General features: G+C 55.4%; 15 protein-coding genes. 8 read left to right on the top strand and 7 right to left on the bottom strand.

The annotated features are described in order from the left end of the window. Window positions 1–35: 35 nt before the first annotated feature. Both K7J14_RS01400 and corA read right to left on the bottom strand, forming a co-directional pair. Window positions 36–614, bottom strand: coding sequence for a hypothetical protein (locus K7J14_RS01400; RefSeq protein ID WP_230752283.1), 579 nt, complete (start codon window positions 612–614; stop codon window positions 36–38). Between the two features lie 28 nt (window positions 615–642). Then, window positions 643–1,755 carry a magnesium/cobalt transporter CorA gene (corA, locus tag K7J14_RS01395; RefSeq protein ID WP_230752281.1) on the bottom strand — a complete coding sequence of 371 codons (1,113 nt, stop codon included), beginning with the start codon at window positions 1,753–1,755 and terminating at the stop codon, window positions 643–645. A gap of 91 nt (window positions 1,756–1,846) precedes the next feature. Here corA and K7J14_RS01390 point away from each other — a divergent pair, with 91 nt between their 5' ends. Further along, window positions 1,847–2,977, top strand: coding sequence for a vWA domain-containing protein (locus K7J14_RS01390; RefSeq protein WP_230752279.1), 1,131 nt, complete (start codon window positions 1,847–1,849; stop codon window positions 2,975–2,977). Between the two features lie 89 nt (window positions 2,978–3,066). On the opposite strand, the gene K7J14_RS01385 is transcribed toward K7J14_RS01390, so the two are convergent. The 5 genes from K7J14_RS01385 to K7J14_RS01365 are packed head-to-tail and all read right to left on the bottom strand — an operon-like array spanning window position 3,067 to window position 7,680. Further along, on the bottom strand, window positions 3,067–3,468 hold the full coding sequence (locus K7J14_RS01385) for an outer membrane protein assembly factor BamD (RefSeq protein ID WP_230752278.1): 402 nt from the start codon (window positions 3,466–3,468) through the stop codon (window positions 3,067–3,069). Window positions 3,469–3,475: 7 nt separating this feature from the next. Further along, complete coding sequence (locus K7J14_RS01380; protein ID WP_230752277.1) at window positions 3,476–3,814, bottom strand: hypothetical protein; 339 nt, start codon at window positions 3,812–3,814, stop codon at window positions 3,476–3,478. A 54-nt stretch (window positions 3,815–3,868) separates the two neighbouring features. Continuing rightward, on the bottom strand, window positions 3,869–5,197 hold the full coding sequence (locus K7J14_RS01375; RefSeq protein ID WP_230752276.1) for an OmpA family protein: 1,329 nt from the start codon (window positions 5,195–5,197) through the stop codon (window positions 3,869–3,871). Window positions 5,198–5,211: 14 nt separating this feature from the next. Then, complete coding sequence (locus K7J14_RS01370) at window positions 5,212–6,624, bottom strand: lytic transglycosylase domain-containing protein (RefSeq protein ID WP_230752275.1); 1,413 nt, start codon at window positions 6,622–6,624, stop codon at window positions 5,212–5,214. Continuing rightward, window positions 6,625–7,680: a tetratricopeptide repeat protein gene (locus K7J14_RS01365; RefSeq protein WP_230752274.1), complete on the bottom strand. Its 1,056-nt coding sequence runs from the start codon at window positions 7,678–7,680 to the stop codon at window positions 6,625–6,627. Between the two features lie 79 nt (window positions 7,681–7,759). On the opposite strand from K7J14_RS01365, the gene K7J14_RS01360 reads away from it, so the two are divergent. From K7J14_RS01360 to secF, 7 genes are all read left to right on the top strand, one after another. After that, a complete protein-coding gene (locus tag K7J14_RS01360) occupies window positions 7,760–8,317 on the top strand; it encodes a hypothetical protein (protein WP_230752273.1) in 558 nt (185 codons plus the stop codon). Continuing rightward, window positions 8,292–10,091: a tetratricopeptide repeat protein gene (locus K7J14_RS01355; RefSeq protein ID WP_230752271.1), complete on the top strand. Its 1,800-nt coding sequence runs from the start codon at window positions 8,292–8,294 to the stop codon at window positions 10,089–10,091. Before K7J14_RS01360 ends, K7J14_RS01355 begins: the two co-directional genes overlap by 26 nt. A 36-nt stretch (window positions 10,092–10,127) precedes the next feature. Continuing rightward, window positions 10,128–10,286, top strand: a complete 159-nt coding sequence (gene rd, locus K7J14_RS01350; protein WP_230752270.1) for a rubredoxin — start codon at window positions 10,128–10,130, stop codon at window positions 10,284–10,286. Next, window positions 10,286–10,591 (top strand): hypothetical protein, encoded by a 306-nt coding sequence (locus K7J14_RS01345; RefSeq protein WP_230752269.1) that lies wholly within the window; start codon window positions 10,286–10,288, stop codon window positions 10,589–10,591. The genes rd and K7J14_RS01345 overlap by 1 nt, the downstream gene beginning before the upstream one ends. 154 nt (window positions 10,592–10,745) lie before the next feature. After that, on the top strand, window positions 10,746–11,111 hold the full coding sequence (yajC, locus tag K7J14_RS01340; protein WP_230752268.1) for a preprotein translocase subunit YajC: 366 nt from the start codon (window positions 10,746–10,748) through the stop codon (window positions 11,109–11,111). 68 nt (window positions 11,112–11,179) lie between these two features. Then, entirely contained in the window at window positions 11,180–12,916 is a 1,737-nt protein-coding gene (gene secD, locus K7J14_RS01335; RefSeq protein ID WP_230752267.1) for a protein translocase subunit SecD, read from the top strand. Beyond that, window positions 12,916–14,151: a protein translocase subunit SecF gene (gene secF, locus K7J14_RS01330; protein WP_230752266.1), complete on the top strand. Its 1,236-nt coding sequence runs from the start codon at window positions 12,916–12,918 to the stop codon at window positions 14,149–14,151. Before secD ends, secF begins: the two co-directional genes overlap by 1 nt. Window positions 14,152–14,153: the final 2 nt, after the last annotated feature.

The following is a 14,153-nucleotide window of genomic DNA, read 5'->3' as shown; positions in this document are numbered from 1 at the left end:
AAGGATTCAAGACGCTTCCTTCGGCGGTTGCCGGTTCACGCTTTGCGCACCGCGAATTTCTTCCGGAAGATCGAGACGAGCTCCCTCACCCGCGGGTCCCGTTCGCCCCCGATATCGAGCTCCTCGAAGGCGTCCGGCCGCTCCGCGTCGAGCCAGTTCCACAGCCGCGCCGACACTTCGGCTATCGGATCCTTCGATTGCGCGATTTTCACCATTGCGAGCATTTCCGCCTCGCTGAACATCTTCCACTTTCCGCCGGAAACAATATGATAGCTCGCCCCGCTCGGAGACTTTTCTATTCTGAAATCGGACTTTTCTGCGGTTTTTTCCGGATCCCTTGCCGCCTTCCCGCCGGCTTTTTTTCTGTCCGTTCCGGCTTTTCCCGCTCCGGATGCGGCCTTTCCCGCCCTTCCTGCGCCCGCCTTTTTTGTTCCCTCCCCGGCTTCAAGCTCCTTCGCGAGCTCTTCCTCCTGCCGGATTACTTCCATATTATGCAGATGCACCCGCGCTTGCCTGAGCAGAAACGCGAGCCCTTCGGAATCAAGAAGGGGCAGGGTTTCCGAGAGTTCCGCGATCAGCTGTTCTTTTACCGGGTCTTTCCTGGGTCTGGCCATGTTCAACTCCTGACGTATGCGCGCTTTTCTAGAGCCATTTTTTCTTCTTGAAATACAATATCAGGGCTGACGCGATCGCCGCCATGACGAGCCATGCCGCGGGATATCCCCATCGGGAGCCGAGCTCCGGCATGTGCATAAAATTCATTCCGTATACGCCCGCGATGAAGGTCAGCGGAATAAAAATGGTCGATATCACCGTGAGCATCTTCATCACTTCGTTCATTCTGAGCGAGACGGTCGAAAGAAACACTTCCTGAATCCCCGAGGCGGTTTCGCGGTAGTTCTCGATCGCTTCTATCACCTGCACGCAGTTTTCCAGAAGATCCCGGAGAAAGGGCCTGAGTTCGTCCGTGATCAGCGCGGACTCGCTGTGGAGGGCCGCGTTCACGACGTCCCGCACCGGCCAGAGGATGCGCCGCATGGTGTTGAGCTCCCGCTTGACGTTTTGCAATCCCGCCATGAAACGGGTAGACTCCCTGTCCTGGGTGCTCTCGTCCTCGAAGTGCTCAAGCCGCCTGCCGATGTCCTCCAGGACCGCGAAATAATTATCCACGATGACGTCCAGGAGGGCGTACGCGAGGTAGTCGCTTCCCAGCCTCCTGATCCTTCCGGCGCCGCTTTTCAGGCGTTCCCGCACCGGATCGAAACAGTCCCCGCTCACCTCCTGAAAGGTGATGACCGTATTCTTCGTCAATACGAAGCTCACCTGTTCGTACTCGGTCGCGCCCAGTTCGTGCCTTTTGAGCATCTTGGTGATAAGCATGATGTATTCGCCGAAGTCTTCGAATTTCGGCCGATGCTCCGTATTGCGCATGTCTTCCATCGTGAGCGGGTCGAGCTTGAACAGGGCGCACAGCCATTTATAGTCGGCCTCGCTCGCAAGTCCGTTCACGTTTATCCAGTTTATCGCGTCCGGCTCGATCATCGCCATGAGCTCTTCGACCGTCTTCGGAGTCGCCACCGTCACCGAGCGCGGCGTGTACTGTATCAGCGTATAGGTCGATTCCGCCGGCTCCCGGTCCCCGATGTACACCGGCGTTCCCGGCGACACCCCGGCCCCCGATTCGCCCACGTTCCGGTACAACGGCTGAATGCGCCGGGCATGCTCAGCTCTGTGCGGCTTATTCGTCTTTCCCATACCCCAGATGATACGCCGGAGCGATAAACGACGCAAGCTCAGGCGTAAATTCGCGGTAAACAGGGAAGGGCAGGAGGCCGATACTAGAAATATGAAGAAATCCCTGTGCGTATTGGCGGTTTTTCTGGCTTCCCTGTCTCTCCAGGCCTTGGATCTATCCCTCGGACCGGATGATGTGCGCATCCTCCAGAGTCCCGAGGGCGGATATCATTTGTACATAAAGGCAAAGAGCGACATACAGGCGGTCCTTCTTACCGAGACCACCCGGGATCCCAAGCTCCGTGCGGACAACTACGCTTACCGCGCTCTCGAGTGGAACCCGATAAACGGAGACGAAAAACGCCTTCTGGACGGCGGCTTCATTCCTCCGGAAAAGAAAATCTACAGCCTCATCGATTCGACGCCCGAACGCGACACGCCGATAGGGACTGCCTTCCATATCTGGATACCCTACATCATACGCTACGGGTACGAATGGACCCGCAGCGGGGATGTGCAGGTCCTCGACGGCACCTTCCTCAATATCCGCGCGTTTTCAAAACCCTGGGGCGACTACTCCGGCGCCTTCGCGGACAATCCCTTCCGGTTGAGGGTCACGCAGAAAGCTGTCGTTAAAGCCTCTCCCGAAGTCGGCGTCTCGTACATGAAGGACACCGTCTCTACCTTTTCCGATCTTGCGGACCGGTTCAAGGGAAAAACCCTCTACGCGAAGGGCCCGGACGATATCGTCCCCATGATCCGAACGATTCTCGAACCTCCGGGCCAGAAGTCTCTCGACGTCGTTTTCGTCATAGATTCGACCGAAAGCATGATCGACGACATCGCGAAGGTGCGCGAGCTGTTGGAGCCGATGCTCGCAGAGCTATTGCCGCAATATCCGGCGTGGCGGGTCGCTCTGGTGTTGTACAAGGATTATTTCGAGGACTTTCTCGTCAAGTCGGCCTGCCCGTTTACAACGGATCTGAAGGCCTTCCAAAAGTCTCTCGTGTCTTTCAGGGTGCAGGGCGGCCGGGATATTCCGGAAGCGGTGTACGAGGCCCTCGACGGGGCGCTTGCCCTGAAGTGGAATCCCGACGCCGACCGGAAAATCATCCTTATCGGCGACGCCCCTCCCCATCCTAAGCCGCGGGGCAGGGTGACAAACGAAAGCGTGAGCCGCCTCGCCTTCGAGAAGGATGTTCAGCTGAACGTAATCATCCTTCCTCACGGCGAAACGTACTGAAAATAAAAAAAAACGCCCCGAAAACCGAGCGTTTCCGGGGCGTTTTGCATACTGCGCGAATCAGCATCTTTCTAAAATTTCGTTCCTGTTTATTGATCCAGCGGAATCTTTGCGAGATCGTTCCGCGCGAGAACGAGATATTCGGGGGGCAGCGCCGCTCCTCCCGCGGATTCGTACCTGGCGATAATCGCTTCGAGCATTGGCCGGGCTTCGTCCCATTTTTTCTGCTTCACGAAAATATGCGCTATTTCGAATTCAGCTCCCGTCAACAACGAATTATCGGTGCCGTATCGGTCGATTATCGTCTGATAATACACTCGGGCGGCCGCGTACTTGTTGCGGTCCAGGGCTTCCTGCCCCTTTTGGCTGAGCTCGATCGCCGACATTTCAGGCGGGAGAGCGCTGGCGTCCGGCACGCTTGAACAGGACACAACCGCGAGCGCGGTTCCCAGCGCCGCGGCTAACGGGAGTAATTGTTTCCGATGTTTCATTATAGTTCTATTCCTTGCGGTAGAGTTCGTCCCGAATGGGAAGCGTTCGTTTCAGGTCGCTGATGAATTCGCCTGCGTCGCCCATGGGTTCGTATGAATCACAACAATCGATGCTGCGCCTGGTAACAGTGAAGTATTTATATATCTTTTCCTCGCCGAGCTTCTTTTTCCATTTGCCGGCGTCGCAGCGCACCCTCAGGTAGAATTGCCCTACGGAGTTTCCCGGAGACGGAACGAGTTTGCAGTGAATGCAATTCGCGCAGTAAATCTTTCCTTCTACGAAGGATTCGTCGGTTTCGGCGCTGATCGCGTCGATTTCCCGGTCAATACTCTTTGAACTGGACATGTGCATATCCCCTTTCTTATATCGCTAAAAGTCTACCACGCGCCCGGCGAGCCGTCAATCCGGCAGCTGGATGGTGATTTCGACCCGCCGGTTCAGAGCCCGGCCCTCGTCTGTATCGTTGTTAGCCACCGGTTTGGTGCCGCCGAAGCCCGCCGAATGGATACGTTCGGCCGCGATCCCTCGCGCCTGGAGTTCCTTCGCTATCGTGAGCGCGCGATCGACCGAAAGAGCGGTTTCTCCAGCGGGTTTACCCACGCTCGCCGTATGTCCTTCGATCAGGAAAGACGCTCTCGGCCCCGCGAGGAGGAGGGCTTCGGCGATTACGTCTAGGCGCCCACGCTCTTCCGGAAGGATTCGCGCCGTATCCGCCACGAATCGGATGTCGTATATGGTAAGCTTCAACCCCTTCCAGCTGTCGCTGAAATCGATCTTTTTCGCTTCGCGGGCTGACAGCCGCTCGCCTACATCCTTCCATGCGAAATAATACGCGTCGTCCTTCCGGGGCCCGATCCCTCGCGATTCCAAACTTTCCTCGGAGCAAAGTATGACTACTTTTCCGTTCGCGAGCAGATCCCGGTTTTCGCTTTGCGTCATAATGCGCAGATAGTCATCGTTGGATATTATCGGATCGGTATGATGGGTTCCGAAAATCTGTCTCGCCGAGACTCTCAGCGGATTGTCGCCGATGACGTCCCGGTACGCGCTTTCGTCGGGATTGGACGAGTACAGCGCGATTCCCTGTTTTTTCGCGATTTCAGGCTTTACCATATTCTTTTCATACAATAGCTCCATGCCGCTGTTCCAGATCCGGGGGAAGAGGCAGGGCTGGAGGATCGCCTGCTCGTATTCGCCGTGAACCGGCAGAGGCGAGCGGGCGTCGATGAGAATTCCCGAGAAGGCCCGGGACGGAATGGTGTCCAGAATGGGCTTCGGTTTTTGAACCGCCGTGTGATGAATAAAAAGGGAGCCTATGTCCGCAAGATCGACTGCATGCGTCATCGATACTTTTTTCAGATCCGGAGAAACCCAGGGCGGCGTTCTTTTTCCCGTATCGATTATCCGGTTGAGATCCCCGAGCGAAATTTCTCCGCGTTCGACCGAATCTCCCAGAAGGGACGAGGAATCCACCAGAATAGAAAAGAATGTGTCCTTTAAGAGGGCTGGGGTTTCCATTTCGAGAATCTGCAAAGCCGAATTGCGTCCCGAAGGCAATTGAATGCCGGTTTTTATCGTATCGAGCGAGAGAACCGAATGGATCGTTTCTTTTTGCCAATCAATGGACGAGGTTGCTTCCATCGGCCGCTGCTGGGCTGCCGCGTTCGAACATCCCAGAAGAATCAGCATTCCGCATGCGGCGCGGGCCATGCCTTTTGTAAAGAACATCGTTCCTCCGTTTTTTACAGTATCGGCACTTTGAGTTCTTTTCCTGACTTGAGAACGGAATTCACATCCAGATTGTTTCGGTCCGCCAGGGTTTCGACCTGGATATTGTAGGCCAGGGCGATGGACCACAGGGTGTCGCCCCGCTTCACCAGATAGGAGCCCGAGAAATCGAGGCTGTCCGGATCCTTCTTCCCTGTGTAGGCTTTTACGTCTTTCAGGGCGGGTATCACCAGTTTCTTTCCGATTTTCAGGGCCGAGGCCTTCACTCCCGGATTATGCTGCAGGATCATGTCGACCGAGATGCCGTAATGCAGGGCCAGGGCATACAGGGTGTCGCCCGATTTCACCTTGTACATGTAGTATTCAAGCAGTTTCCTGTTTTTGTCCGCGAGGATTGTTTCTACCGATTCCTTCGTTTCTGCGGGAATTCTCAGCCCGTATGAAACATCGGGAGGCGTAATATTGTAAGCCAGGGCTGGGTTCGCCTTTTTCATGACCGCCGGGTCTACCCCCGTCTCCTTCGCCAGAACGGATATGTCGACCGCCCGTTTTACGGGGATCACTTCGTACGTCGATTCGTCGGTTTCGCCCCAGTCGATGCCTAACGAGTCGCTTTCGTCGAGTATTTCGGATATCGCGAGGAATTTCGGCACATAGTGCACGGTTTCCTTTTTGAAAAAGCCCTTGGACGACAAGTACCAGTAGTCAGAGCTTCCGCCTTTTTTCACCGCTGTTCTCGTCGCCCCGAGTCCGCAATTGTAGGCGGCGAGTGCGAGATACCAGTCGCCGAGGTAGTCGTAGTTTTCTTTGAGCTTTCTGATCGCCGCCGTGGTGGTGAGCCAGGGATCGCGCCGCTCGTCCATCCATTCGTTGATTCTCAGGTTGAAGGGGGCCGTACTGTTCTTCATGAACTGCCACAGCCCGGTCGCTCCCGAACGCGAAACGGCGGTAACCGAAAAGCCCGATTCTATGACCGGAAGATACAGCAGGCGCGCGGGAGCGCCCATGCGCTCCAGTTCGCTGACGATGAAATCGCGGTACGGCGCCGAGCGCTTCATTACCGCAGACAGGTACTTGATTCCTTCGGGGCTGGAGTATTGGGTTCGGTAGCGGTTGATCAGAGCGTATTCAGCTTCGGGCGCCGCTATATCAGGAACCGCCGAAACAGGCCTGAGCCGCACCGGATGAATCTTCGCGGGGACTGTGGCTTCAGGATTCGAAACCTCTCCGGACAATGGAAGTTCTGCCGGAGTTCCCGGGATTTCAGACTCGGCTCCCCCGGTCGATTGGACTACCGGTTCTCCTGTTTGCGCAGAAGCGCGTTCGACTATGCCCGCTTCCTGTGCGAGTGGATCGTGGGCGGCATGCGCGGAAAACCCGGAGCATGCGATAATCGCCGCTGTCAGCAGGCGTCGTGCATGATTCATTTACAGCTTGTCTCCATAATAAATGCCGGCCCATTCCCATCTTCCGTGAATTTCAGGATCCGCGGGAAAACTGATTTTCCTGAAGTACAGATACCAGATATTGACGTACTGGCTCCAGCCCCAGGTTCGCAAATACGCTTCGGTCGGGTTCGAGGAGGCGTCGAGCTCGTCGTTGTAGCGGATTCTATTTCCCCTCATGAAGTCGAGCATGCGGAAGTCCGCCTGGGAGTTGTTGTCACTCGATTCCTGCTTCCAGGACATGGCGAAGAAATTCACCTTTGCGCGATAGCGGTCGAGCGATCGGTAGTCGTACTGGGCGATGGCTTTTTTTACGCTCGTCACCAGATCGTCGAGGGTTTCAAAGGTCCAGTCCTTCGCGGAACTGTCGTAGTCCACGATTCGTTTCGCGTATTCGTAGGCGTCCGGAACTCCGGGAATAATGATGTTGAAGGCGCCGTAACTGAGGAACTGCGAATATGTTTGTATTGCGAGCTCCCACTCGCCGAGTTTTTCGTAGGAACGGCCCATGTTGAAGTATGCCGAGCCCAGATCTATCTGCGATCCGAATCGGGTGATGAGGTCCGTGTAGTACGCAACTTGCATTTCCGGAGATTCCGTAATGCGGATGAGGTTTTGCAGGCAGATCATATGAATGGATTTTCCGCGAATTTCAAGATCCGGATGGTTCTTCAGTATGCGGTTGAAATAGTATTCGGCGATTTTTACCGCTCCGTCGTTCAGGTACGAATGCGCGGTCATGAGGAGCCAGTATGCGTTATAGGGATTCTGATAATCGCGTTCCACGGATTCAGTGAGGAACAGGACGAGGGATCGGGTTTGTCCGGCTTCCAGAAGGTTTCCCGCTATTCTGTTCTGCACCGCGAAGGCGGTTTCGCTGTCGTGATTCTTGGAGGCAAGCAGCTTCAGCAGTTCTTTTTGTTCCGATTCCCGGGAGCCGAGCCCCTTCGTCAGATAGCTGCCGGTCTCCGGGACGCATGACGAAAACGCGAGCAAAACGGCGGCGATAACGGCTGGTGCGACTACGTTTTTTGACACGGATGGATACTATCATGGCGCGATAACTATTGGCAAGATATGGAAAACTGGTCTAAAATACGATGTCCGGAGGGTGCGTGTGAACAGAAAAGGGTTGATCTCTCAAGTGCTGCTTCGTTTGTCTGTGGTGGTTCTCCCCTCAAGCATCGGATTTCTCGCGGTGGTTATTACATTGATGACCTTGTTGAACCGGCATCTGTTCTACATGGTTCTTCCCCTTGTCTCCATCGCCTGCGGCCTCTTCCTTGCATGGTCGGGCCATTATTTCGAGGACCGCTTCCGGTTTCATTTTTCAGCCTCGTTTCTGCTTCTCTCCGGCTTTCTGCTTCTATTGCTCGACCTCGGGCTGTTTTCGATTCCGCTGCCTTCGGTGTGGCCTTTCCTTATGCTGTTCGTCGGGCTTTCATTCATGATTTCCGGCATGATCCGCTATCGGCGGGCCCATCCCATGTTCATTGTTCCGGCCTTTTTCTTCTTCGCCCTGGGCTTCCTGTTCCTGCTCTTTTCGACCGACATCATTCACGTCTCCCTCGTATCCCTGGCTTTGTGGTGGCTTCCTCTCCTCCTGATTCCGACAATCGTGTCGTTTCTGCTGTGGCTCTTCAGGAGGCATGATTTCAGTGACGCGCGCGATTAAGGCGAAACATCACTATCAAGCGTTTCCTCTTGCCTTGCTCGCGGCAGCCGTTGTTTCCTGCGCCTCCTCTCCTTCCGGATCGGCCGGAGGCGGGACCTCCCGGCTTGCAGGCAAATCGGACGGGCAGAAATCGGCCGAGGTGACTCCTTCTTCGATCCAGGACGCCGCGGGCACGCCCCTTGCGCTTCCGGACAGGGAGCGTCAAAACCGGAGCGACCTCGATTCGGTCATCCTGTCCCATGTGGAAACCGGCTCGCCCGACTCTCTGCGTCAGGCGGTGTCTCTGGTTACCTCCGATCCCCGGGGAATGACCGAGCGAAATCGCTTCGTTCTCGCCATTGCCGGCGAACTCATGAAATTTCTGTATCCGCTTGAACAGGTAACCTGGCCCCTGCCGTCTGTTCCCGAGTCCGACCGCTATCTCGGAGCGCTCAAGGCGTCCCGGCTGGGCGTCTACGACTACAGCGCCGGCAGTTCGGATTTCCTTGCGCTGACGCTTCCGTCTGCGGTTCTTTTTACCGAAAGCACTCAAACCGACTATTATATCGATTCCGAAAACGCCCTGCGGCGCGCGGCGGCGATGAATCCCCGCTCCGTTCTTCCTCCGCTGTTTTCCGCCCGCCTGGCCGAAAAGCGCGGCAATTCTGACGCCGCCCTCGCGTTTTACGAGACCGCATGGAAGCTCGACAGTTCCTGTTATCCGGCGGGCGTCGGCTACTCCCGCGCTCTCGCGGCCCGCGGCAGGGGAGCGGACGCGTACCTGGCGGCGAAATCCCTGGCGGCCCGGTATCCCTCGGACCAGGGAATGCTCAGATTGTGCGCCGAGACATCCTTCGCGGCGGGAGACTGGAACACTGCGGACGGATATATCCTTGCGGTGTTGAAGAACAATCCCGACAATACCGCGTATTTGCTGATGCGAGCCAGAATCCTTATCGAACGGAAGGAATTTCTCAAGGCGAACTCCCTGCTCGACGCCTTCGCGACCACGAACAGAACCGACCGGTCGTATCTTCTTTTAAAATCCCGCGTCGTGCGCGAGTGGAATAAAAATCCCGTCGCGGCTTCCGCTCTGTTGCAGGAAGCGCTCCGCCTCTATCCCGGCGACGGCGAAATTCTGTTGTCGGCGGCTGCGGTTGCCTATCAAACCGGACAGAACGTGAATAATCAATCGCCGAGAGATCTTGTGCAACAGGTTTTGGGAAGCGATCCGGACAACACGCAGGCTTTGTATTTGCTGGCCGAGGACTTTCTCGCGGCGAAGGAATGGAAATCCGCCCTGCAGCCTGCGCAAAGGCTCGTATCGGTCAATCCGTCCCCGGAGAATCAGATCGTTCATGTGAGGGCCCTCCTCGGCGCGGGAGACTATGCGAAAGCGAAATCGGCGGCTTCCTCGCTCTATGCTGCTTCTCCTCAATCTCCCCAGATAACAGGCCTGTATCTGCAAAGCCTTGTCTCTCGGGGAGAAAACGCCGCCGCCCGGGCCGCGATATCCTCGGCTCTGCCTGATGCGTCTCCTGCCCTGAAAAGCGTTTTGCATTATTATGAAAGCCGGCTCGCGGGCGATGCGGAGTCGCGCCTGGCCTCTCTGCGGTCGAGCCTGCTCTCCGATCCCCGCAATCAGGAATCTCTGTTCGCAATGTACGAGCTTTATATGGAAAGAAAAGATTATAGAAAAGCCCAGTACTATCTTAAACAGGTTGTTTCCCTTGATCCTTCGAACGGCAGCCTTGCCCGTCTGCTTGTAAATCTTGACGAATTGCTTGCCCGATGAGGGCATTCGCCGTATAATAAGCGAAAGGAGTCACCAATGAAGAAGTATGTATGTGATTTATGTGGCTATGAGTACGATCCCGCTGTAGGCGATCCTGACAACGGAATCAGCCCTGGGACAGCCTTCGAAGACTTACCTGAAGATTGGGTGTGCCCCGTCTGCGGCGCTGGCAAGGACAGCTTCTCGGAAGTCTAATGCCTGCAGGAAAAAAGAAAATAACCCGGGAAGACGCGATCTTTACGATTGGATACGACGGTTCGGCCGCTCTCGTTGACAAGTCCGCCCGAAAAAACTTCGGACGGCTTTCTCTGGCTGAACTGCTGGAGAAGGGCTTGTTCCGGGCCGCCGCCGCCGCCGCGATGGACAGCGGAAAGCGCGAGGATCTTCAGGCTGTGGCCGAGGCCTATAACGCTGTTTCCGGTTCATCGTACAAGAGCGAATCCATTCCCCGTTTATTCGGAGTAGCGAAAGTAACCGTGAATCGAGTGCTCGCGTTGTAGCGTATCGTTCTCCGGTTTCCTTTTACGGAAAGGAAATACAGCCCGCCAGGCAGGGAAGCCCCTGTTTGGCGGGCTTCTTTTTACCTTGACTGTATTTACGACTGATGATACCTTATTTCAAGACTATTCTTTGCGTCTTTAAGGAAGTGTTTTTATGAGTTTTATGCCCCTTTTACAAGTAGGAGCCGCTCAAGGCTCTGTTTTTATGCCGATCGTAACATTCGGCCTTGTCTTCGTAATTTTCTATTTCTTTATCATTCGCCCCCAGAACAAGAAACAGAAAGATACCGAAAAGATGATTTCCGCCCTGAAAAAAGGCGACAAGATCATCACGATCGGCGGCATCCACGGCGAAGTGACCTCAGCGAAGGAACAGACCGTCATCGTGAAGGTCGACGACTCCTGCAAGCTCGAGTTCAGCCGTTCCGCAATCGCGAGCGTAATCGTGGACGAAAAGACCGAGAAAAAATCAAAAAAAGAAAAATCTGAAACCTCTGCCGAAGCGCAGGAAATCAAATAATTAATCAGCTAAGAAGCCGGTTTCGTCGCAGGACGGCCGGCTTCTTTCTGCACATCCGGAGAAATGAAATGAGCAAACGAAGCCGATTGGTACTCATTCTTGCAGTCATAGCAGTGTGTTTTGCATTTCTGTGGCCGTCTGTAAAGTGGTATTACTTCACCCCGAAAGAGGATCAGGCCCTTGCGCTTGGTTCGCGGGAAAAGATCAAGGATTACGCTCGCAATATGGCGGTATCCGATCTGAAGAAGCTGATGGACATGGCCCGCGCCGACGATCAGACAGATGTCGGGAATCAATACGGATTCCTTCTCGCCGACGCGAAAAAGACGCTTAAATCCCTGAAGAAGCCTGTTCCCCAGGTTTGGACCGCCCGCTCTCTTCTGGCCGCCTATCCCAGCGAATCCGACGTGATGACTCTGATCGAGTCCTCCTACCGCGACCGCATTCTCTCCATTAAGGCCGTTCAGGATAAGGCCGTCAAACTCGGCCTCGATCTTTCCGGCGGCATGAGCATCATCATCAAGGCAGACCTCGACGCGGCCGCGGAGTCCCAGAAGGACAACATCGCGGATATGGGTACCTTTCGAACCGAGGCCATGGCCCAGGCGATGGACACCCTGAACAGCCGCATCGACAAGTTCGGACTTTCAGAGCCGGTCATCCGCCAGCAGGGCGACGACAGGATTTACATCGAACTTCCGGGCACCGCCGATTCCGAGCGCATCAATTCCATTATCATGGGAAAGGGCATGCTCGCCTTCCATATGGTTGATTCCGAAGCGACCGAAGCCTTCAACGCTTATTACCGGACTCACCCCACATCGACCTTCGATGCGGAATACAACCTTCTCGATCAATCGATCATTCCGTCCGATACGAAGGTTCTCGGTTTATACACCAAGGATTCCTACGGTCTCGACGAGCGCACCGGCTTTCTTGTAATCAAGAAGGAAGTAGGACTCGAAGGAAAGCACATTCAGAGCGCGGAAACCAGCCGTGATTCTATTTCCGGCCAGCCCCGCGTCAACTTCGTGCTCGATTCCGAAGGCTCGAAGATTTTCGCGGATTTGACCGCCAACAACGTAAAGAAGAGCATGGCCATCGTATCCGACGACAAGATCAAGTCGTACGCGGTGATCAACGAAGCCATACCCACCGGACAGGTTCAGATTTCCGGTTTCTCCGCCGACGAAGCTGAAAACATCAAGGCAGTGCTTCGCACCGCCTGGCTCAACGTACCCCTTCAGCTCGAAAACCAGCAGGTTATCGGTGCTTCGATGGGAGACGAGGCGATCCGCCAGGGCGTGTGGGCCGTTACCTGCGGTCTGGCCGCTGTTCTGCTCTTCATGCTTCTGTACTACCGCGGCGCCGGCGTAAACGCCTTCGTCGCCCAGGTTCTCAACCTCTTTATCCTTTTTAGCGTGCTTTCCGCTTTGAACCTTACTCTTACGCTTCCCAGCGTCGCGGGTATGATTCTTACCATCGGCATGGCCGTAGACGCGAACGTAGTTATTTTCGAACGCATCAAGGACGAACTGAAACTGAAGAAGGGCCGAGCCGCTTCAATCGTTTCCGGTTTCGACCACGCGTTCTGGGCTATCATGGACTCGAACATCACCACCTTCATCGCGGCGGTATTCCTTTCCCAGCTCGGAACCGGACCCATCCGGGGCTTTGCGTACAGCCTCGCGATCGGCGTTGTGTCTTCCGTTTTCACCGCTCTCTTCGTATCGCGCCTCATGTTCGACTTCACCACTGACGTCGCTAAGAAAAAGACCGTCAGCATCAGCTGGAGGATCAAATAATGAAAAAGGTCATCGCATTCAGCCGCGGATTTCTTCCCACGGCCATCGTCAGCACAGCGCTTATCCTGATCGGCATAGCCGGTCTTTTCACTCGCGGCATTAACTTCGGAATCGATTTCCAGGCAGGTTTCATCCAGAAGGTACGCATCGCGCCGACCTCATTTACCCTTTCGTATTCCGGAAGCCAGGGGGTAACCGTATCCCAGTCTTCTATCGGGATCGATATTGTTTCCACCGGCGTCGGATCTGATAATCAAAGTTGGGCCTATCCCTATACGCGTTTCGCGACCGTCGGCGACTTCGTTTCCGCCGTGTCCGAGATTCCGGGAATCGCCGTTTCCCAGCCCGCCGATCCTTCTGCCTCGCTGAAGTCAGTCTTCACCGATTCTACCGCACTTTCCCGGCTTTCAGCAGTTCCCTATCGGTTCCACTATGTTCCGAAGGACGCGCCTCTCGTCGGTTCCGACGAAGTGCGGACAGCGCTTGCGGCCTTCCCGGGAGCCTCCGTCCAGGTCGTCGGAAAGCCTGAAGACAGCCAGTTCCAGATCCGCGTAAGCGACGACGGCACCGATCCGAACGCGAGCCAGACCATCCAGTTCGGCATCGAACAGGCTCTCAATTCCGTCTGGGGCGCTGAATCCATCGCCGTTGTCAGCACTGACTTCGTCGGTTCGAGATTCTCCGGCACCCTGGCCCGCCAGGCGATCTGGCTCGTGCTCGCGACCCTCGCTCTTATTTGGGTGTACGCGACCATCCGCTTCCGATGGGACTTCGCCATGGGCGCCATTCTCGCGATTCTCCACGACACCCTGATCATGATCGCCTTCATCGTTTGGACGCGGATGGAATTCAACACGCTCACCATCGCGGCCTTGCTCACGATTCTGGGTTATTCGATCAACGATACAATCGTTATTTTCGACCGCATCCGCGAGAACATGAAGCTCCGTCCGGAATTGAACATTACCGATCTTTTGAACCTTTCACAGTCGGAAATGCTCGGACGCTCGATCATCACCACGGTGACCACGATGCTCGCTGTTGTATCCCTCTATGTTTTCACCACCGGAGATATGAAGAACTTCGCTCTGGCCCTCCTCGTCGGCATGACGAGCGGCGTGTACTCGACTATCTTCATTGCAAGCTCCTTCATCAACTTCATCAGCAGATTCCGCAAGGATAAGGGCATCATCGCCCGAGTCGCGAAACCGGCTGTTTCTGGCGAAGTGATCTGATC

Source organism: Teretinema zuelzerae (assembly GCF_021021555.1).
GTDB lineage: Bacteria > Spirochaetota > Spirochaetia > Treponematales > Treponemataceae > Teretinema > Teretinema zuelzerae.
Note: the sequence above shows the minus strand (reverse complement) of the source record. Positions and strands in the feature narration are given on the sequence as shown.

Coding starts and splice junctions, on each gene's coding strand:
- K7J14_RS01400 (WP_230752283.1), bottom strand. CDS start 614: ATGGCCAGACCCAGGAAAGACCCGGTAAAAGAACAGCTGATCGCGGAA.
- K7J14_RS01345 (WP_230752269.1), top strand. CDS start 10,286: ATGCCTGCAGGAAAAAAGAAAATAACCCGGGAAGACGCGATCTTTACG.
- secF (WP_230752266.1), top strand. CDS start 12,916: ATGAAAAAGGTCATCGCATTCAGCCGCGGATTTCTTCCCACGGCCATC.
- secD (WP_230752267.1), top strand. CDS start 11,180: ATGAGCAAACGAAGCCGATTGGTACTCATTCTTGCAGTCATAGCAGTG.
- yajC (WP_230752268.1), top strand. CDS start 10,746: ATGAGTTTTATGCCCCTTTTACAAGTAGGAGCCGCTCAAGGCTCTGTT.
- corA (WP_230752281.1), bottom strand. CDS start 1,755: ATGGGAAAGACGAATAAGCCGCACAGAGCTGAGCATGCCCGGCGCATT.
- K7J14_RS01370 (WP_230752275.1), bottom strand. CDS start 6,624: ATGAATCATGCACGACGCCTGCTGACAGCGGCGATTATCGCATGCTCC.
- K7J14_RS01375 (WP_230752276.1), bottom strand. CDS start 5,197: ATGTTCTTTACAAAAGGCATGGCCCGCGCCGCATGCGGAATGCTGATT.
- K7J14_RS01380 (WP_230752277.1), bottom strand. CDS start 3,814: ATGTCCAGTTCAAAGAGTATTGACCGGGAAATCGACGCGATCAGCGCC.
- K7J14_RS01355 (WP_230752271.1), top strand. CDS start 8,292: ATGATTTCAGTGACGCGCGCGATTAAGGCGAAACATCACTATCAAGCG.
- K7J14_RS01385 (WP_230752278.1), bottom strand. CDS start 3,468: ATGAAACATCGGAAACAATTACTCCCGTTAGCCGCGGCGCTGGGAACC.
- rd (WP_230752270.1), top strand. CDS start 10,128: ATGAAGAAGTATGTATGTGATTTATGTGGCTATGAGTACGATCCCGCT.
- K7J14_RS01390 (WP_230752279.1), top strand. CDS start 1,847: ATGAAGAAATCCCTGTGCGTATTGGCGGTTTTTCTGGCTTCCCTGTCT.